18 protein-coding genes and 1 riboswitch are annotated in these 18,201 nt (G+C 62.9%); of the genes, 8 read left to right on the top strand and 10 right to left on the bottom strand.

The annotated features are described in order from the left end of the window. Entirely contained in the window at nucleotides 1-1,056 is a 1,056-nt protein-coding gene (locus tag WG899_RS14205) for a 2-oxoacid:ferredoxin oxidoreductase subunit beta (protein WP_339596310.1), read from the top strand. Between the two features lie 47 nt (nucleotides 1,057-1,103). Here WG899_RS14205 and WG899_RS14200 read toward each other — a convergent pair whose 3' ends face one another. Together WG899_RS14200 and hppD are read right to left on the bottom strand one after the other, a co-directional pair. After that, complete coding sequence (locus WG899_RS14200) at nucleotides 1,104-1,649, bottom strand: VOC family protein (protein ID WP_339596309.1); 546 nt, start codon at nucleotides 1,647-1,649, stop codon at nucleotides 1,104-1,106. Nucleotides 1,650-1,702: 53 nt separating this feature from the next. Further along, on the bottom strand, nucleotides 1,703-2,746 hold the full coding sequence (gene hppD, locus WG899_RS14195; RefSeq protein WP_339596308.1) for a 4-hydroxyphenylpyruvate dioxygenase: 1,044 nt from the start codon (nucleotides 2,744-2,746) through the stop codon (nucleotides 1,703-1,705). A gap of 130 nt (nucleotides 2,747-2,876) precedes the next feature. Here hppD and WG899_RS14190 point away from each other — a divergent pair, with 130 nt between their 5' ends. Together WG899_RS14190 and WG899_RS14185 are read left to right on the top strand one after the other, a co-directional pair. Beyond that, the gene (locus WG899_RS14190) at nucleotides 2,877-3,830 is read left to right on the top strand and encodes a LysR family transcriptional regulator (protein WP_339596307.1); all 954 of its coding nucleotides are present in this window, start codon (nucleotides 2,877-2,879) and stop codon (nucleotides 3,828-3,830) included. Between the two features lie 33 nt (nucleotides 3,831-3,863). Next, nucleotides 3,864-4,262, top strand: a complete 399-nt coding sequence (locus WG899_RS14185; protein ID WP_339596306.1) for a VOC family protein — start codon at nucleotides 3,864-3,866, stop codon at nucleotides 4,260-4,262. 4 nt (nucleotides 4,263-4,266) lie between these two features. Here the strand turns inward: WG899_RS14185 and WG899_RS14180 are convergent, their stop codons facing one another. The 5 genes from WG899_RS14180 to WG899_RS14160 form a co-directional block, all read right to left on the bottom strand. After that, entirely contained in the window at nucleotides 4,267-4,950 is a 684-nt protein-coding gene (locus tag WG899_RS14180) for a substrate-binding periplasmic protein (protein WP_339596305.1), read from the bottom strand. 117 nt (nucleotides 4,951-5,067) lie between these two features. Beyond that, nucleotides 5,068-6,000 carry an RNA polymerase sigma factor SigJ gene (gene sigJ / locus WG899_RS14175; protein WP_339596304.1) on the bottom strand — a complete coding sequence of 311 codons (933 nt, stop codon included), beginning with the start codon at nucleotides 5,998-6,000 and terminating at the stop codon, nucleotides 5,068-5,070. Further along, nucleotides 5,997-6,482, bottom strand: a complete 486-nt coding sequence (locus tag WG899_RS14170) for a GyrI-like domain-containing protein (RefSeq protein ID WP_339596303.1) — start codon at nucleotides 6,480-6,482, stop codon at nucleotides 5,997-5,999. The genes sigJ and WG899_RS14170 overlap by 4 nt, the downstream gene beginning before the upstream one ends. Further along, nucleotides 6,479-7,045, bottom strand: coding sequence for a hypothetical protein (locus tag WG899_RS14165; protein WP_339596302.1), 567 nt, complete (start codon nucleotides 7,043-7,045; stop codon nucleotides 6,479-6,481). The genes WG899_RS14170 and WG899_RS14165 overlap by 4 nt, the downstream gene beginning before the upstream one ends. Beyond that, a complete protein-coding gene (locus tag WG899_RS14160) occupies nucleotides 7,038-7,340 on the bottom strand; it encodes a hypothetical protein (protein WP_339596301.1) in 303 nt (100 codons plus the stop codon). The genes WG899_RS14165 and WG899_RS14160 overlap by 8 nt, the downstream gene beginning before the upstream one ends. A gap of 448 nt (nucleotides 7,341-7,788) precedes the next feature. On the opposite strand from WG899_RS14160, the gene WG899_RS14155 reads away from it, so the two are divergent. Together WG899_RS14155 and WG899_RS14150 are read left to right on the top strand one after the other, a co-directional pair. Beyond that, entirely contained in the window at nucleotides 7,789-8,067 is a 279-nt protein-coding gene (locus WG899_RS14155) for a hypothetical protein (protein ID WP_339596300.1), read from the top strand. A 308-nt stretch (nucleotides 8,068-8,375) separates the two neighbouring features. After that, entirely contained in the window at nucleotides 8,376-8,618 is a 243-nt protein-coding gene (locus WG899_RS14150) for a hypothetical protein (protein ID WP_339596299.1), read from the top strand. 59 nt (nucleotides 8,619-8,677) lie between these two features. On the opposite strand, the gene WG899_RS14145 is transcribed toward WG899_RS14150, so the two are convergent. Continuing rightward, nucleotides 8,678-8,878, bottom strand: coding sequence for a hypothetical protein (locus WG899_RS14145; RefSeq protein ID WP_339596298.1), 201 nt, complete (start codon nucleotides 8,876-8,878; stop codon nucleotides 8,678-8,680). Nucleotides 8,879-9,035: 157 nt separating this feature from the next. Between WG899_RS14145 and WG899_RS14140 the strand changes: the two genes are divergently transcribed. Next, on the top strand, nucleotides 9,036-11,126 hold the full coding sequence (locus tag WG899_RS14140; RefSeq protein WP_339596297.1) for a M13 family metallopeptidase: 2,091 nt from the start codon (nucleotides 9,036-9,038) through the stop codon (nucleotides 11,124-11,126). An 87-nt stretch (nucleotides 11,127-11,213) separates the two neighbouring features. After that, nucleotides 11,214-12,653 carry a PDZ domain-containing protein gene (locus WG899_RS14135; RefSeq protein WP_339596296.1) on the top strand — a complete coding sequence of 480 codons (1,440 nt, stop codon included), beginning with the start codon at nucleotides 11,214-11,216 and terminating at the stop codon, nucleotides 12,651-12,653. 173 nt (nucleotides 12,654-12,826) lie between these two features. Here the strand turns inward: WG899_RS14135 and WG899_RS14130 are convergent, their stop codons facing one another. Next, nucleotides 12,827-14,110, bottom strand: a complete 1,284-nt coding sequence (locus WG899_RS14130; RefSeq protein WP_339596295.1) for an MFS transporter — start codon at nucleotides 14,108-14,110, stop codon at nucleotides 12,827-12,829. Between the two features lie 252 nt (nucleotides 14,111-14,362). Between WG899_RS14130 and WG899_RS14125 the strand changes: the two genes are divergently transcribed. Beyond that, entirely contained in the window at nucleotides 14,363-15,772 is a 1,410-nt protein-coding gene (locus WG899_RS14125) for an aminotransferase-like domain-containing protein (protein WP_339596294.1), read from the top strand. Nucleotides 15,773-15,785: 13 nt separating this feature from the next. On the opposite strand, the gene malZ is transcribed toward WG899_RS14125, so the two are convergent. Further along, the gene (gene malZ, locus WG899_RS14120; protein ID WP_339596293.1) at nucleotides 15,786-17,603 is read right to left on the bottom strand and encodes a maltodextrin glucosidase; all 1,818 of its coding nucleotides are present in this window, start codon (nucleotides 17,601-17,603) and stop codon (nucleotides 15,786-15,788) included. Between the two features lie 310 nt (nucleotides 17,604-17,913). Beyond that, nucleotides 17,914-18,018: riboswitch (cyclic di-GMP riboswitch) on the top strand. The last annotated feature ends 183 nt before the right edge of the window (nucleotides 18,019-18,201 follow it).

The raw sequence follows: 18,201 nt of genomic DNA, 5'->3' as shown, positions 1-18,201 counted from the left end.
ATGACTTATCTCGCCAAACCCCGTTTGCATCACCCGACGCTGGCCCGCAACAAGGTCGGCTACACCCGCCGCGACTATGAGGGCCGGGTTTCGACGCTGTGCGCCGGCTGTGGCCATGATTCGATCTCGGCCGCCATCATCCAGGCCTGCTGGGAGTTAGACATCGAGCCCCACCGGGTCGCCAAGCTGTCCGGCATTGGTTGCAGCAGCAAGACGCCGGACTATTTTCTCGGTGCTTCGCATGGCTTTAACACCGTCCATGGCCGCATGCCCTCGGTCTTGACCGGTGCCAATCTGGCGAACCGGGAACTGCTCTATCTGGGCGTTTCCGGCGATGGCGACTCGGCCTCCATCGGCCTGGGGCAGTTCGCCCATGTGATGCGGCGCGGCGTCAATATGGTTTACATCGTCGAGAACAATGGTGTTTACGGCCTGACCAAGGGGCAGTTCTCGGCCACCGCGGACCGAGGCTCCAAGTCCAAGAAGGGCGCGATCAATGCCGACTCCCCGGTGGACCTGATTGGCCTGGCCCTTCAACTCGGTGCCAGCTATGTGGCGCGTGGCTTCTCCGGCGATAAGGAGCAATTGGTGCCGCTGATCAAGGGCGCGATGGCCCATCAGGGAGCGGCCTTCATCGACGTGATCAGCCCCTGTGTGGCCTTCAACAACCATGCCGGCAGCACGCGCAGCTATGACCATGTGCGCGAGCATAACGAGGCGGTCAGCCGGATCGATTTCATCAGCCCTCGCGAGGAAATTACTACCACGGTGGCGCCCGGAGACTGTGTCGATGTCGAGCAGCACGACGGCACGGTCTTGCGCCTGCGCAAGCTGCATACCGATTACGACCCCGCCAACCGGGTCGCGGCGATGGCCTATGTGCAGGCCTTGCAGGCGCAGGGTGAGGTGGTGACCGGGCTGCTCTATGTCGAGCCGGATGCCGAGGACATGCACGCCGCGCTGGGAACGCCGGCGCGGCCGCTCAATCGCCTGGCCGAGGCCGAGTTGTGCCCAGGATCGGCTGTGCTGGCGAAGATCAACGCAGGGCTGCGTTAACCTCCACATCAGTCACCTCGCCAGCCGTCGCGCGAGCCCCTGACGCCTTATTCGCCCGCTTGGGCGAACTCCTTCTCATGCAACCAGGCCGCATGCTTGACGGTGCGGCGGGTCTGGCTCCATTCCTCGATCATGGCCGGCGCCAGCTCGCGCAGCTTTTCCAACTGCCCGGGCTTGACCGTGTTGGCCGCCAGCTCGATGCGGTGACCATTCGGGTCATGCAGATAGATGGATTGGAAGATCTCGTGGTTGGTCGGGCCGACCACGTCCAAACCCATCGCCACCAGCTTGGCCTTGGTGCGCGTCAGGGTGTCCACATCCTCGACCTGGAAGGCCAGATGCTGCACCCAGGCAGGCGTGTTCTCGTCGCGGCCCTGTGGGGGCGAATCCGGCAACTCGAAGAAGGCCAAGACATTGCCCCGACCGGCGTCGAGGAAGATGTGCATATAGGGATTGGGCTCCTTGGTCGAGGGCACATGGTCCTCGGAGATGGCCAGCAGCAGATCCATGTCCAGCGCGTCTTTGTAGAACTGGATGGTTTCCTTGACGTCGCGGCAACGGTAGGCGACGTGGTGAATGCCTTGGGTCAACATGGTGTTTCTCCTGTGAGATAGATGGCGACTCGAACCGAAGGGGCTTGACTGCTTTAGATGACGCCGCGGCGTTCTTGGTCTTTTTCCAGCGAGCGGAACAGCGCACCGAAGTTGCCCTCGCCAAAGCCCAGGTTGTTGCTGCGCTGGATGATCTCAATAAAGATCGGGCCGATGATGTTCTTGGTGAAGATCTGCAGCAGATAGCCCTGCTCATCGCCGTCCACCAGCACCTGGTGGTTCTGGATGCGTTGCTTGTCTTCGCGCACGCCGGCGACGCGGTCAAACACCTCGGCGTAGTAATCGGCGTCGATTTCCAGCGTCTCGATGCCGCTGCCTTGCAACTGGTCCAGCGAGCCGAGGATGTCGTGGGTCAGGAAGGCCAGATGCTGAACGCCGGGGCCCTTGTACTCGCGCAGATACTCGGCGATCTGGTCCTTGTCGTCCTTGGGCTGGTTGATCGGGATGCAGAAGGAACCATCGGGCGAGCGCAGCGCGAAGCTGGTCAGGCCGGTCTTGGCGCCCTGGATGTCGAAGTAGCGCACCTCGGTGAAGCCGAAGATGCCCTTGTAGAAGGCGGCCCATTTGTCTTGCTCGCCGGGCGGCACATTGTTGGTCAGGTGATCGACGGTCAGGAAGCCCTTGTCCGGCTGAATCAGCGGGGCGTTCAAGGCCACAAAGTCGCGCTCGTAGATGGAGGCTGGGCTGCCGGTCGGCTCGATGAAGTAAATGATGCTTTCGCCGATACCCCAAACGGCCGGGTAGGGGTGGTCTTTCATTGCGTCGTCCACGGCAACGGCGCCGCGCGCCACGGCTGCGGCCAGGGCGGCTTGGGCGTTCTCGACGCGCCAGCCCATCGCGCAGATCGACGGGCCGTGCTTGCGGGCGAACTGGGCCGAGTGGCCCTCGCGCTCGCCATTGAGCAGGAAGTGAATGTCGTTCTGACGGTAGTAGCTGATCGCTTTTTGCGGGTGGCGACGCAGCTTGGAAAAGCCAAAGGACCAGAACAGGGCGTCCAGTTGCTCCAGGGTCGGGCCGCAGAACTCGGTGAATTCAATGCCGGTCAGGCCGATGGGGTTGGTGGCGCTTTGCTGAGTCATGAGAGGGTCTCCGTGATGGCTTGGGCTTGAAATGTCGTCACACCTGGGTGTCGAATGACCGCGATTCTTCTAGGGCTTTGCTTTCAATAAAAGCGAATTTCTTTGGCTTTGTTGATCAATAATTTAGATCATGAAGCTCGATCTTGAATCGCTCGCCGCGCTCGACGCCGTCGTCAGCCACGGCAGCTTTGCCCGTGCGGCCGAGTCCTTGCACAAGGTCACCTCGGCCGTCAGCTACCAGGTCAAAAAACTGGAGGATCAGCTCGGTCTGACCCTGGTCGATCGCAGCGCCTACCGCGTGCGCCTGACCGCGGCCGGTGAGGCAGTGCTGGCCGAAGGGCGAAAGCTCTTGCGGCAGGCGCATCAGGTGGAGGCCCTGGCCCAGCAACTGGCCTCCGGCTGGGAGGCCCGCTTGCTGGTGGTGGTGGACGGCATCTTGCCTCTGGCCGATACCTTGCGGGCGCTCAAGCGTCTGGCCGATGAGGGCGTGCCCACCCGGGTGCAGTTGAAGATCGAATTTCTCGGCGGGGTGCAGTACCGCTTTGAGAAGGAACAGGCTGATTTGATGCTGGTGAAGGCCTACCAACCCGCCAGTCAGCTACTGGCGCAGGCGCAGGCCGAGATCGAATGCGTCCTGTGTGTCGCCCCCGAGCACCCCTTGGCCGCGCAGCCGGGTCCGCTGAGCCTAGACGACCTGCAAGCGCATGTGGAATTGAGCGTGCAGGACAGCAGCGACCGCAGTGGCAATATGAGCAGCCATGGCGCCGATCGCCATTTGTTTGGCGGCGAGCGCGTGTTCTATCTGTCCGGTTTCGTGGCCAAGCGTCAGGCCTTGCTGATGGGCATGGGCTTTGGCTGGATGCCTCGCTATTTGGTCGATGAAGCGCTGGCGGCGGGGCAATTGGTCGAGTTGCCCTTCGCGGGCGGTTCTCGCTTCAGATTCACGCCCTGGTTGGTGCAGCGCCTGGACCGCCCACCGGGCCGGGCGGGGCGGCGCTTGATTGAGTTGCTGGCCGACGCTGATGCCGATGCCGATGCCGATGCCGGTGCCGGTGCCGGTGCCGGTGCAGATCTTCGGCGATGATTTGCCCAAGCCATAGAAACCGGAGCCTCTATCTTGATTTCTCATATTTACCTGGGCATCAGCGACTTTGAGCGGGCCTTCGCCTTTCATGCCGGCCTGATGGCCGAGCTTGGCCATGTGCTGAGATTTCGTGATGACGATCGGGCTTGGGCTGGATGGCAGGCGCCGAATCAAGCGCGGCCGCTCTACCTGATCGGCAAGCCCTTTGATGGAGACGCTTGCGCACCGGGCAACGGCCAGATGGTGGCGCTGCTGGCCGCCACACGCGCCACCGTAGACCGGGCCCACGCGCTGGCGCTCGCCCAGGGCGGCCGCTGCGAAGGTGCGCCTGGCCTGCGCCCGCACTACCACCCGGACTATTACGGCGCCTATTTCCGCGACCCGGACGGTAACAAGATCTGTGTGTGCTGCCATCAAGCCGAGGCGGCCTGACTCGTCATTCAGCCTTGCTCTGCACCTCATCCTGCACGCGCTGCATGAACTTTTCTTGCTCCAGTTCGCGCAAGATTTTGCTCAGCCGGGGCAGCAGGTCCGCGTGGCTTTTGTGCAGATAGTGATAGACGGGGAAGCTGGCCAATGGCGGTGACAGCGGGTGAATGCCCTCAAGCTTCAGCGCCCGCAAGGTGGCCAGCCCAGAAATCCGGTTCATCAACACCAGGTCGCAGCGGTCTAGCATCAGCTTGCTGAAGGCCTGCCGCATGCTGGCCACCGTTTCGAAACGCATGCCAACGGTGTTGTCCTCGATGATCTTGATGCCCTTGATGAAGTCGAATCGATAGGGCCGCAGGCTGTCCCAGCCCTGGAGGTTGATGTCGGACCGTTTGCTGAAGGCGACGATTTCATAACGCATCAGCGCCACGGGCACCATCAAGAGATTCGGGTAGGCTGTTTCCAGCCCGGCCTTGCGATAAAGCTCACCATCGGTCTGGCCGTTGTTGGCACTGAGCAGGGAGCGCTCACCGGGCATATGGATCACTTCAAGCTGCAAGCCGGCCCGTTTATAGGCCTCATGCAGCACTTGGGCGGCAATGTTTGCGGCGGGATCCTCGTCCAGCAAGGTGGACACGCGCATCACGGCCTGGGCGCGCGGGCGGGCGCCAAAGCCAAGTAAACCGGTCACGATGAGTAGGCCACGGCGTCTCATCTTCTGAGCCTTCCCTGTGCACGTTGGACGCGACGCTTCGAGTATCACCGAAGGCGAAGGATTTCGGAATGGTTCAGGTCTAGGGCTTAGCGCTCAGCGCTTGCGGCGCAAATGCGTCAGCTTGTCCGGGTTGCGCACGATGTAGATGGCGCTGCACTTCAGATCGGGGCCGATATCGAGGGCCACTGTTTGCAAGACGCTCCCATCGTTCAGTTCGATCACATATCCGGGCAAGCCGTTGACCTGCGCTGGTCTGAAACTCATCAGCGAGGGGTCAAAGCCGCGCGCGAATCCAACCAGCGCACGGGCAATCCGCAGGCCACCGTGCAGCGGGTAAGGCACCGCGGTGGCGCGGCCGCCGCCGTCGGTGAGCAGCAGCGCTTCTTCGCTGAGCAATTGCGCCAGGCCCTCGACATTGCCGCTGAGCAGGGCGCTGACAAAGGATTGGCGCAGGCGTTCGCCTTCCTCGTGTTTGACCTCGACGCGGGCGTGGTCGGCGCGCACATGGTTGCGGGCGCGACTGGCCAATTGCCGGCAGGCTGCTGCACTGCGTTGCAGGCGCTCCCCCACCTCTTCGAAATTCAGATCGAAGACGTCGTGCAGCAAAAACGCCGCACGCTCCAGCGGTGAGAGCCGCTCCAGCGCCAGCATGAAGGCGACCGACACATCCTGCGCGAACTCGGCTCCGACTTCGGGGCTCGGCGACCAGTCCATCGCCTCGTCGACCAAGGGCTCGGGCAGCCAGGTGCCGACATAGTGCTCGCGCTGCTGGGCCGCTGAGCGCAGCTTGTCCAGGCAGAGGTTGGTGGTCAGCCTGGATAGATAGGCGCCGGCGTGCTGAACCTGTGTCGCATCCACCTCGGCCCAACGCAGCCAGGCCTCTTGCACCATGTCTTCGGCCTCGGCGCGGGAACCCAACATGCGGTAGGCCAGCGCGCGCAGGCTGCGCGCATGCTCGCGCTCAAACTGCTCGGCTCGCTCGCGCTCGCGCTCGGCATCCTGCCGGCTGACCGGCTCGGAATTCATCGGCGCAGGCCTATGCAGATCTGCACCGATTCGGGCCCCAGATATCGCTCGAAGTCGTGCTCATAGGCGCGTGCTTCTGCGTCGGGCTGCTCGAAGTACTGCCAGACCTTGCGCCAACCGTCGATCAAGGCCGCAGGCATGGGCCCCTGGCAATCAAAGACCAGGTAGTCGCTGGCCGGAATCAACACCCGTCGATGCTCGAGCGCCGACTCTTCGGCCTGTGCCGGCGCTGCGCCCTCCAGCAGCTTGACGCCGGCCAGCACCGAGTACTCGGCCAGATGGCGGTCCGCATAGTCGAAGTAGACGCCAAAGACTTCTGACGGTTGGGAGACGCTGTGGTTCGCGGCCGTGGCCAAGCCGCTGGCGGCGAAGCGCTGCCACAAAGGGCCGATGCGGCCACCTTGCGGGTCGAACTCATCGGCATTGCAGGTGCGGCAGGCTGGGCCCATGACCTGGAAGCTGGCGATCGATTCGCGTTTCATTGTGTAGGCTCCGGTTTCAGGCTGAGGCGGGCGCAACTGTGGCCGACGCCGAGTGCATGTTTCATGGCAGGAAAGCTGCGAGCCACCACCACGGCCAAGGCCAGGCTGGCCATGGCGCGCGGGCCATGCAATTGCGTGACTTCGGCGCGCAGTGTAGCCAGCGCAATGGAGTCGCGAGCGAGCGCAGCCTGAGCGTAGCGCCAAGCCAGTCGCATCGGCGGCGACATCGCCGCGGCGTCTTCTGCGATCAATGCGTTCAGCAGCGGTGTCGGCACGCCGGCCTCCTGTGCCATATCCAGCATCAACTGGCTGCAGGCCCCGCAGTCCTCATGCCGGGTGGCGGCGAACTTGGCGGCGAACAGCATCTCGGGTGGCAGGTCTTGCGCAAAGGCGCTGAGGCCGAAGAATTCGCTGAACTGCAGGAAGGCTTGAGGGCTGAGTTCAAACAACTCACGCACATAGCCCAAGTCATAGTCGTAGCGCCGCTCGAAGCGCGCCAGACTTGCATGGGTCAGCGCCCGCGCCAGGGACTTGGGCAAGTGCTGGAACAAGACCTTAAGCATGATTGAAGCCTCCTGCAGCGGGGCTGCCTTGGCCGCCCAATGATTGGTGAGTGTTTGACTTCGGTGGCCAGGCCAGGGCTAGCGCCGCACCGGCGGCCAGGCCTACGCCGGGCAAATCACGCAAGAACTGACCCCAGCCACACAGGCCGACGGCCAATTCCCACAGATGCACGCCGGCATGCAGCAAGAGAAAACCAGCGCCAATCAAAGCCGCCGGAGCGCCTTGCGAGGGGCGCCAGGCGCGCCAGATCAGACCGAGGCCGGCCATCAGGTAGGCGCAGCCGATGTCGCGCACAAAATGCGGGTTCAGCGGCCCGGTCAGCGCGACGCCGGGCAGGCCTTGGTACCAAGTGCCGGGGGGCTAGCAACATCGTCAGTCCATTGGCGGCCAGTAGCAGGGCGAGCAGGGCGCGCAGCAGTTGAGGAATCAGGTCCATCGGTATGGGCTCAAAAAGTGGTTCATGCCCCTAAGACGAGACAGCACAGCCGGCTGTGACATTGGCGATGAAACTTTTTTCAGCCGGCCCCTGGCGTGGTGACTTTGCTGAAGGTTTGAATGGGCTTTGGGCCTTTGTGCATGCAGATTTGGTGAGGCAGATCACGAAATTGTCGAAAACATCCAAAGCCTAGGGTTGACGCCGCTGGGCGCATGTCGATAAGCCCTGTACAAGCCGGGCTGCAGGGAGCAAAAAACATAATTGGCCGACCGCCTCCTAAGAAAATTAGTTCGAGGAGAAACCCAGGTGAACGATCTTCATGTGCCTCATGAACCGCAGGCCTATGCCGCGGTGCTGCGGGCTGCTTCGCGTGCGCTCTTCTTCGTCCCCAATCTTCGGCGCGCCGTGGTCATCACCGACCAAGACGGCTCTGTCCATGTGCGAGGCGACAGCTGCAAGCTAGAGGCTTCGATCGGGGTTGACCTGCACCCGCGTCAGGTGCCGGCGTTGCGCGAGCGGCTGCAGCAACTCGGCGTGACGGTGTTCGGCAGCGAGTCCGAGTACGCGCAGGCGCAGACCCCCTAGCATTCGCTTTCAACAGCTTGAGATGCTTTAGCGGCCTGGGCGGCTGGCCTTCAATCAGTTGCGGCGCCGAGTCGCCCTCGGCAATCTCCGCCGCCAGGGCCATGCGCTGGTCCGGCGTGATAGGCTCAGGCGACCAGGTCTTGATCAAGCACATCACCCAATTGCTGCGCATATAGGCGCAGTCCAGCGAGCGTGGTGGCGCATGTACTCTCGCCTGACAGCTCAAAGCGTTCGGACAAGGCCAGACCGAAATCCGCGAAGTAGATCCGTCCCCCATCGGTAAGTGAATTGCCACGGGGGGCATCGCCATGAGCAGGCCCAAGTCGTTCAGCTCCGGCAGCTCGCACCTGAAGTTGTGTTCGAGCATGGTCGCCGCGGCCTGCATGGCCTTTGGCCCGGCCGCCATCGGCGCAGCGTCGGCCCTGTCCTGCCAGATGGCGCTCATGCCCGCGACGTCGTTCAATGCTGCGGGTACGGCCGGGGCCGCTGGCGACGCCGCGCCCGCCAACTCGCGCCAGACGCCAAGGCCGGGCGAGCCGACATTGCGATGAAAGGGGCTGGGTAGGTCTAAGGGATTGGCGGTGGACAGGCCGTGTTCTGCGCGCCGCTCCTACTCGGTCAGGCGCACCCGCGTGGCGAGAACCAGGCATCCATCGATCGCAGGGCTCCGCCTGCTGCCGCCGACGCCGCAGCCAAGCCGCATGGCGCCGTCGACCAGGCGGCTCCGTTGCTGGTCGCTGAGCAGGGCCAAGGCGCAGGACATCTTGGCGTAGCGTTCGAGGCGTTGTGCATGGCTTGAGATCGAATTCATCGGATGACACCGGCATCAAGGGAAATCCCCAGGCGCAAACTTCCGTCTATCCTTGGCGGAGCGGCTAGCCTGCAAGGCTGGCAATGTGTGCCTCGCAAGTTCTTGCATCACGGATGCGTGCCGGGCCTATCCAAGACATGGTTTGAAGAAGATGAAGATGAAATCAAAGACAAACATTCGCTGCCTGTCCGTCTTGTTGCAGGCATGCCTGCTCAGCGCGGGGGCGCAGGCCGAGGGTTCGCGCCCGCAGGCGCAAACCCAAACCCAAACACAAACCCAGGCACAGCTGGCCTCCGGTCTGGATGCCAGTGGTTTTGACAGTGCCATGCGGGCTCAGGATGATTTGTTTCGTGCCGTCAATGGTACGTGGTTGAAGCGTTATGAATTGCCGGCAGACAAGGCTCGCTTCGGCAGCTTCATTCAGCTGCGCGACCTGTCCGACGAGCGCGTGCGCGCCATCGTCGAGGACTTGGCCTCGCGCCCCGATGCCAAGCGTCCGGTGATCGGCAGCTTGGAGCAAAAGGTCGCCGACTATTACGCCGCCTTCCTAGATACTGCCGCCATCGACCGCGCGGGCCTGAGTCCCATCAAACCAGCCTTGGCACGCATTGAGGCCATCAGCACGCTGGCGGAGTTGGCGCAGTGGCAGGGCGGCGTTCAAGGGCGCTTCTCCTTGCCAATCAATCTGAATGTGTCGCCGGATGTGCAGCAGCCTACCGTCAACCGGGTGTCGGCCAATCAGGGTGGCCTGGGTCTGCCGGACCGTGACTACTATCTGAAGACCGAAGACGCGCGCCTGGCCAAGGCCCTCAAAGCCTATGAGCAATACCTGGAGACCTTGGCGCGCTTGAGCGGCGAAGCCGAGCCTGCCCAGGCGGCCCGCCGCGTCTTGGCCTTGGAAACAGCCATTGCCAATGCGCATTGGGAGCGGGTGCAGCTGCGCAACCCGGCCAAGCGCAACAACCCGATGAGCGTGGCCGAGTTGCAAGAAAAAGCGCCGGGCTTTGACTGGGCCTTGCTGATGCAGTCCGCCGGCCTGGGCGGGCAGGGCCGTTTGAATGTGGGTCAGCCCAGCACGGCCACGGCGCTGGCGCGGCTGTATGCCGACTTGCCGCTGGCCGATTGGAAGCTCTACTTCAAGCTACGCACACTGGACGATGCGGCTTTGAGCCTGCCGCAAGCCTTCCGTGAGGCGCGCTTTGCGCTGCGCGATCAAACCTTGACCGGCATCCAGGTGGAGATGCCGCGCTGGCAGCGCAGCATTGCCGAGCTGAACGGGGCGCTGGGCGAGGGCGTGGGTCAGCTCTATGTGGCCAAGCATTTTTCGCCGGCGCACAAGGCGCGCATGCAAGCGCTGGTCGACAACCTCTTGCTGGCCTACCGCGATTCCATCGAGGGCTTGGACTGGATGAGCCCGGCCACCAAGGCCGAGGCGCAGCTCAAACTCTCCAAATTCATCAGCAAGATCGGCTACCCCGAGGTCTGGCGTGACTACAGCGAGTTGAAAGTCTTGCGCGCCGACCCCATCGGCAACGCCGAGCGCGCGGCAGCTTACCGTTGGCAGCGACAGCTCGCCCGCGTCGGCAAGCCGGTGGACCGCAAGGAATGGAGCATGACGCCGCAAACGGTCAATGCCTCTTACAGCCCGACGCTGAATGCCATCACATTCCCGGCCGCGATTTTGCAGCCGCCGTTCTTTGATATGGCGGCCGACGACGCGGTGAACTACGGCGCCATCGGTGCTGTCATCGGCCATGAAATCAGCCATGGCTTTGACGACAGCGGCAGCCAGTACGACGGTGACGGTGCCTTGCGCAACTGGTGGGGCGAGGCGGACCGCAAGGCCTTTGAAAGCATCGCCGACAAGCTGGTGGCGCAGTACAACGGCTATTCGCCGATTGCCGGCAAGACGGTCAACGGCCGCTTGACCCTGGGCGAGAACATCGCCGATCTGTCCGGTCTGCAAATCGCCTACAAGGCCTATCGCCGCTCCTTGCAGGGCAAACCTGCAGCCAAGATCGACGGCTTCACCGGCGAGCAGCGCTTCTACTACGGCTTCGCCCAAGTCTGGCGCGGCAAGGCCCGCGATGAATGGGTGCTGCAGCAGCTCTTGTCCGACCCGCATTCACCGTCGGAGTTCCGCGCCAATGGCACGCCGATCAACCACGATGGCTTCCATGAGGCCTTTGGCACCCAGCCGGGCGACAAGATGTTCAAGCCCGCAGACCAGCGGATTCGAATCTGGTGAGGGTGTTAACCCCGGCCGGGTGATGCCTTGTCTCCGGCCCCGCCGCAGCCCAGCGTTACGCTTCTTTTTCTTCTTTGAAAGCACTGCATGAGCAATCGCCATGGCAAGGCCTTGATCGTCGCCCTGTTGCCTCTGATGGCCTTGTTGGCAGGTGTCAGCCAAGCGGCAATGACCGACGCGCCCCCGTCAGCGCCGACCCTGCCCCGCAAGGGCGTGCTCGGCGTCGGCAGCAAGGCGCTCGATGAAGCCGCGGCAAAGCCGCTGCTTTTATCGGCCGGCGAGGGCCTGTTGGTGACCCTGGTGCTGCCGGGCTCCAGCGCCGAGCAGTTGGGCCTGCAGCAGGGTCAGGTCTTGCTGAGCGTGAATGGCCGAAAGTTCAGTCGTCACGAGGAATTGGGGGCCTTCACCCAGACCTTGCGGGCGGGTGATCGCATTGAGGTCGAGGTGCAGGATGCCGCGGGCAAGCGCCAGACTCGCCAAGGTTTGATTCAGGGTCGGCCCTTGGAGAGCTCGGCATTTGGCGAGGTGCGCTACGGCGCCACGGCGGTGGACCTGGGTCTGCTGCGCACGATCAGCCATATTCCCAAACACGCGCCGGGCACCAAGCTGCCGACGATCTTCTTCCTGCAGGGCTATACCTGCGACTCGCAAGACTTCGGCGCCAACCCTGAGCATTCGGTGCGGCGCCTGATCGACGACTGGGTGCGCGCCGGCTACGCGGTGCACCGTTTCGAGCGGCCCAATATTGGCGACAGCCGAACCAGCAAGGACTGCCGCGACATCGACTACAGCGAGGAGCTGGCCCTGCATCAGCAGGTCTACCGCCAGCTCTTGAGCGAGGACTATGTGGACAAGGCCAATGTCTTTCTATTCGGGCATTCGCTCGGCAGTGTGACGGCGCCGCTACTGGCCGAGGTGCACCAGCCGCGCGGCACGATGGTCTATGGCGTGGTGGCACGCTCGTGGTTTGAATACTTCTTGGACATCAGCCGCCTGCAGTCGGTGTTGGCCGGCAGCACCCAGTTGGAGGCCGAGAGCGAAGTACGGGCCCTGATCCCGGTTTACTACGAGTGGCTTGAAAAAGGCCGCAGCCCAGCGCAGATGAAGAAAAGCGACCCAGCCTTGGCCAAGTCGCTGGAGGCGCAGGGCGGCGCCTTGAATGTCAATGGCGACTATGTGTTTGGCCGCAGCTATAAGTTCTGGCACAGCATGAATCAGCGCCCTATGGCACAGGCCTGGAGCCGGGTCGGCGGCAAGGTGCTGGCCATGCATGCACAGTTCGACTTGCAGGCCATCAGCCCGCGCGATGCCGAGTTGATTGCCGCCACCGTCAATGAAAGCCATCCCGGTCAAGCCAGTTTCGCCCTGGTCTCGGGCGCCGAACATGCTTTCTTGAAGGCGGACTCCTACCGCGAGGCGCGTGAACAGATGGCCCCGGATCGCGCCATGGCGAGTCTGCAGCAGCGTTACAACCCGGCCATTGGGCAACTGACGCTGGCCTGGCTGAGCAAGGCCAAAACACCCTGAATCGAGCTTGCCGCAGACGCTGAGCAGGATGGGGCTGCTTTCGGCGACCGAGTTCCGCGTTTATGGCGTGCCAATCAAGCACCACGGCCGCCAAGAGACCTTGGTCGCCCAGCTAGGCGACAAGATACTGCCGGAAGCAACGCAGCGGATTCAGATCTGGTGAGGGCGTTGCTTCAGCCCCGGGCTGCAAAGGCCCGGGGATAGCGCCGGCCGTACCAGTTCTTTACCTGCTCATGGTCCAAACGCAGAAATGGGCGTAAATCCGGCACCGCCAGCAAGAGCAACCCGCTGCCCAGAAAACCAGCCGCCAGCAGCAGGTAAACCGAGGCCACAGACCCATGCTGCAGCAGCCCACCGGCCAATGTGGGCGCTAGGGTGGCCGCAATTTGCGCCACGGCGAGGTGGACCGCGGTCATGCGTGATCTGAAGTGCTCCGGCATCGCCAACATACGGTGGGTCTGGCCCACCAACTGCGTGACCGAAACGCACAGGCCCATCAGTGCAAATAGCATGACCAAACCTGGCGCCCAGTCGCACAAGCCGACCGCCGCGACGGCGAGTCCGCATACGGAAATGGCGCCAAAGATGGCCCGTACCCGGTCCAGGCGCTGAATCAGGCGATCGGCCAGACCCGCGACCCCGAGCAGCAGGCCCAGGGACAGCGCTGCAGCACAGGCGCCAAACCAGATCGCCGAGAGCTGCAGCGATTGCAGGCGCAAGGGCAGCAGCATGCCCGTGGCGGGCAGATAAAACACCATCATCAAGGCGCCCGCGAGCGTCCACCAACGGTCGAGCGGCACACCCCATTTGGCGCGCAGGCCCGCCATGATGTCTTGGCACCAAGTGGTGCCGGCCGTAGCCTTCACTTGAAAGCGCGGCTCGTTCAGTTGAAACGCCGCCAGCATGGCGATGCCGAACAAAAACGACACCACAGTCAGCGCCCCAGTCACACCCCCAAGCGCAAGGGCTGTGCCACCCAGGCCTGGCCCCAACAAGCCACCGAGCGCCTGGGCACCACGGCGCAGCCGTATGGCCTCCGGCAGCGACTTGGTCTCGACCAACTCCGGCAAGATGCTGGCCTGCGCCGGCAAAACGATGGCATTGGCCAGCACCGAGAGCAAGCTGCAGGCGCAGATCAGGGCCAAGTGATAAGTGCCGCCCAAGGAGAGCAGGTAAAGAGTCAGGGCCTCAATCAATAAGCAGACCTTGCCCAGCCGGATCAGTCCTCGTTTGGGCCAGCGGTCGCCCAGCGGCGACATCAGCGGCATGGCCAACAGCGAGCCCAGGGCTGTCACGCCGCCATAAAGCGTTATATCGACGGCACCGCCGTTCTTTGAAATCCACCAGAGCAGGCTCACTTGGGCTGCCGCAGCGGCCAGCAAGCCGAGCAGTTCGGTCAGCAGTAACAAACGCATCGAAGAGTCGCACGCTTGGATGCGACGAAAGATATGCAACATGAACGGGCTTTTCCTTGTGGTCTGTTGGCAGATCAGTCTAGGAAAGCTGCCCCTTGGCGTTAAGACGCAGCGAAGCCTTAAATGGATGGATACAGCGCGCAGCTGTATCGATGAAAAATGCTCGGTCTGTATCGATTCACGGGCGGCGAAGCGGTTATCGTGTCGAGCCTTGGGTGTTGAGGCGCGGCGGCCGTTCTGTGCTTTGACATGCAGGGGCTTTGACCTTTCTGGCTTTTCACCTTTTGAGCCTTTGTGAATTCCCGCGCTTATCGCTATCGATCGCTTGCCGCGAGGCTGGCCGAGGATGTTCGGGCCGGGGTCTATCCACCCGGCGCCCGGCTGCCCTCGGTGCGCCAGCTCTGCGCCGACCATGGCGCCAGCCTGGCCACCGTTGTCCATGCCTTGCATGATCTGGAAGATGCCGGCCTGATCGAGGCCCGGCCAAGGCAAGGCTTTTTCGCGAGCAAGGCGCAAAAGGCCGCGCCCGCTCCGGCGAGTCTCGTTTCGATGGAGTTGGCCGGACGGCGTAAACGCTTGATGGAATTGGCGGCCTCGCAGCCGGACTGTGTTTCGCTCGGGCATTTGGCCTTGCCCGCGTCTTTGCTTCCTATCGCAACGCTCAGGCGCTTGATGGCACGTGAGTTGCGTGTCGACCCCGCCGCCTTGGCGGGTGGCACGGTCTATGGGACGGAGCGGTTACGTCAACAACTGGCCTTGCGCGCGCCGCGAATGGGCTGCCAGTTCAATGCGGAGGACATCGTCGTCACCCAGGGCGAGGGTGAGTCGCTGCAACTGTGCCTGCGCTTGCTGGCCGAGCCCGGAGACCTGATCGCCGTGAGCAGCCCTGCGCCGCTGCGGGCCCTGGAGCTGATTGCGAGCCTGGGTTTGCGCGCCCTGGAAATTCCAGCCGCTAGCGAGGGCGGCCTGTCTATTCCAGCGCTCAGCCGCGCCTTGGCCGATCACAAGATTGCTGCATGCCTGACGGAGCCGAGCTTTTACCGTGCCAGCGGCGGCTTGATGAGCGAGGCCCAGAAGCAGGCCTTGACCGACTTGTTGGCTCAGCATCGCCTGCCCATGATCGAGTGCGACATGATGGGCGAGCTCTACCGTGGGGCGCATCGCCCTCGGCCTTTGAAGTCTTTTGATCGCGAGGATTGGGTGCTGTACTGCGGCAGTTTCGCTTGCATCACCGGCACGGGCTTCAGCTTAGGGTTTGTGGTCAGCGGACGTTGGCGCTTGCCCTTGCGAGCGGCGCGTGCTGTGCACGGCGAACTGATTCCTCGGCTCAGCGATCAGGTGCTGACCGCTTTCTTGGCCAGCGACGCCTTCGACGTGCACTTGCGCAACTTGCGTCAGCGCTTAAAGAGGCAGGTGAAAGCCTATGAGGAGGCCGTGTTGGCCCAATTCCCGGTGGGCACGCGCGTGAGCAGTGGCGAGGGCGGCTATGCGCTATGGGTCGAGCTACCGGGCCATCTGGATGCCTGCAAGCTGCTGGAGCGCGCGCGGCAGCAGGGCTACAACTTTGTGCCTGGCGCGGTGTTCAGCTTGGGAGCGCAGTTCGACCACTGCCTGCGTCTGACGGCCGCGCATCCGCTAGACGCGGCGCGGGAGCAAGGGCTTCGCATCCTGGCAGAGCTTGCGCAGGAACTTGCTGCAGCTTGAAGCGAGCGGCCGCCTAGACGCTGAGCAAGACTGCGCTGCTTTGGGCCAGCAGCTGCAGTTGCAGATGACCCTCGCTGAAGCTGAATTCCTGGCCCCAGGCCGCCTGCCATTGCTTCACCGGCACCGGTAACTGCCACACTGGCAAGCGAAGTGAAACGGGCGCGGCGCCGCGGTTCACCAGGATAAGGCTGGCCTCCCAATCGCTGTGGCGCGCGTAGGCGATCCAGTCAGGGCCACTGGCCAGTGTTTGCACCGCGCCGTGGCGCCATTCGCCGCGGCTTTGGCGCAGGCGAATGAGGGCTTGGTAATGGGCGAACAGCGGCTGATTCCAATGCTCTTTTGCCCAAATGAAGGGGCGCCGGCAGTCTGGGTCCGGCCCGCCGGCCAGGCCGATTTCGTCACCGTAATAGATGCAAGGCGTGCCGGGGCGGCTGAACAGCAGGGTCGCTGCCAGCTTCATGGCGGCCGTGTCTTCGTTCAACAGGGTGAAGAAGCGGGTGGTGTCGTGGCTGTCCAGCAGGTTCAGCTGGGCTAACTGGTTATCAAAGGGAATGCAGGCTTGGGCGCGGTCCAGCCAAGCGGTGAAGGCTGCAGTTGAGAGCTTGATCGGCTGGTAGGCCACGTCTTGGCCGGCCAGCCAGGCTCGCACAGGATGGGCGAAGCCGTAATAGTTCATCGCGCCGTCTTCCTGATCGCCCTGCAGCCAGCGGGTGGCTTCGGAGAAATGCTCGCCCAGCATGTAGGCTTCGCGGTTCTCGGATTTGATGGCTTGGCGGAACTCTTTGAGATAGAAGCTGTTGTTCGTGGCGCCCGAGCCTTCGCCCAGCATATGGATGACGTCGAGCCGCCAGCCGTCGATGTTGTAGGGCGCTTGTAGCCAGCGGCGCAGCACCGAGTCAGGGGCGTCGTAGACGGCCTCTTGCACGCCCTTGGTCGCAAAGTTCAGCACCGGCAGCGAGTCAAAGCCTTTCCAGCCGAAGTGATAGCCCTGCGCATCGAAGAGGTAGAAGCTGCGGTAGGGCGAGTCCGTTGAGGCCTTGGCCTCCTTGAACCAGCGGTGGTTGACCCCGGTGTGGTTGACCACGCCGTCCAAGAGCAAGCGCATGCCGCGCTGATGCAGGGCGCCGCTGAGTTCTTCCAGCGCCGCATTGCCGCCCAGGTGTTCATCGACCTGGCTGTAGTCATCGCTGTCGTATTTGTGATTGCTGCCGGAGGCGAAGATGGGGTTCAGGTAGACGGCTGTGACGCCCAGCTCCGTCTGCAGATAGTCCAGCTTGGCGGTGATGCCGGGCAGGTCGCCGCCGTAGAAGCTGTTGGCGGCGTTGTCCGCGTCCACCGGCGCCTGTTGCTGCGGCCATTCCGGCTGCACGACCACGCGCCCGCCTTGGCCGGGTAGGGCCAGGCCGCGTCGATCGGCGGCCGGCACGCCAACGTAAAAACGGTCCGGAAAGATTTGGTAGAAGACTTGGTCGCGCACCCAAGCCGGTGGCTGCTGGCTGGGATGGACGCGAAAGTGTCGGTCTTCTGGCGGCAGGTGTTCATAAGCGCCGTCGGCCGCCAGCCAGTACTGCGTGCCGTCGGCCAGCACCTTGAAGGCATAGAGCGTCAGCGGGTTGCCGCCGTCCCAGGGCAAAAACGCCTCCCAGCGGTGCAGTTCGGCATTGCGGCCGGCGTAGTACATGGGAATGAGTTGTTCCTCGTTGTCCGGCTGACTGCGTACATAGACGCTGTCGAAATGCTCGCGCTCGCTCAGCAGGCTGAGTCGGCAACCGCTGGTCTCGCGTTGCAGCCAGGGGGCGATCGGGGGATGCACTAGCAAGGGAGCGGACATAGGTGATTTGTCTCGTGAGCAATGCGGCGGATTGTCTGGAGCATGAGGCCCGCTCTGCGTCAGCCCCGGGGGTTGAATGCGGTGGTGGATGCTGGGCTGCAGGTGAGCCGCTGAACCCTGAAGCCTCTTGGTGATGGATACCAGTTTGAGACCGGAGTGGGTTAGTGGCGCTGCCGCATTGCGCCGCTGAAAGCACCTTTGTGCGTGACCCAAATCACGAACCGTAGTGGCTACTAGGGTTTTCCCTTGATGAGCTGATGTTGATCAAAGATAATCAAATACCAGTTGCGATCCAGTTAATGTGTTCGCAACTATTTATCGGCACACCCGCTTGAAAGACGGGGTCGCAAAGCTTCCGGTCTAACGTTTCGAGGAATTACAAATTCCGCGGGACCAAGATAGCGGGGTTGCCAGGCAGACCGTATCCGCCGCTCACCTGCAGTGACTGCTTGATGTGGTCAAGGCTTGTGTGGGCCGCTGGTTCGCAACGGTTTGTTTGTCAGGCATTTCAAGGGGCGGCAACAGCTTGTCGCCCCCCATGCTGCAGCGGCTCTTCACTTGTGTTTCTTTTCCTTGGGCGTGCCTCCGTGGTCACTCG

This window comes from Paucibacter hankyongi, from assembly GCF_037482915.1.
Taxonomy (GTDB): domain Bacteria; phylum Pseudomonadota; class Gammaproteobacteria; order Burkholderiales; family Burkholderiaceae_C; genus Paucibacter_A; species Paucibacter_A hankyongi.
Note: the sequence above shows the minus strand (reverse complement) of the source record. Positions and strands in the feature narration are given on the sequence as shown.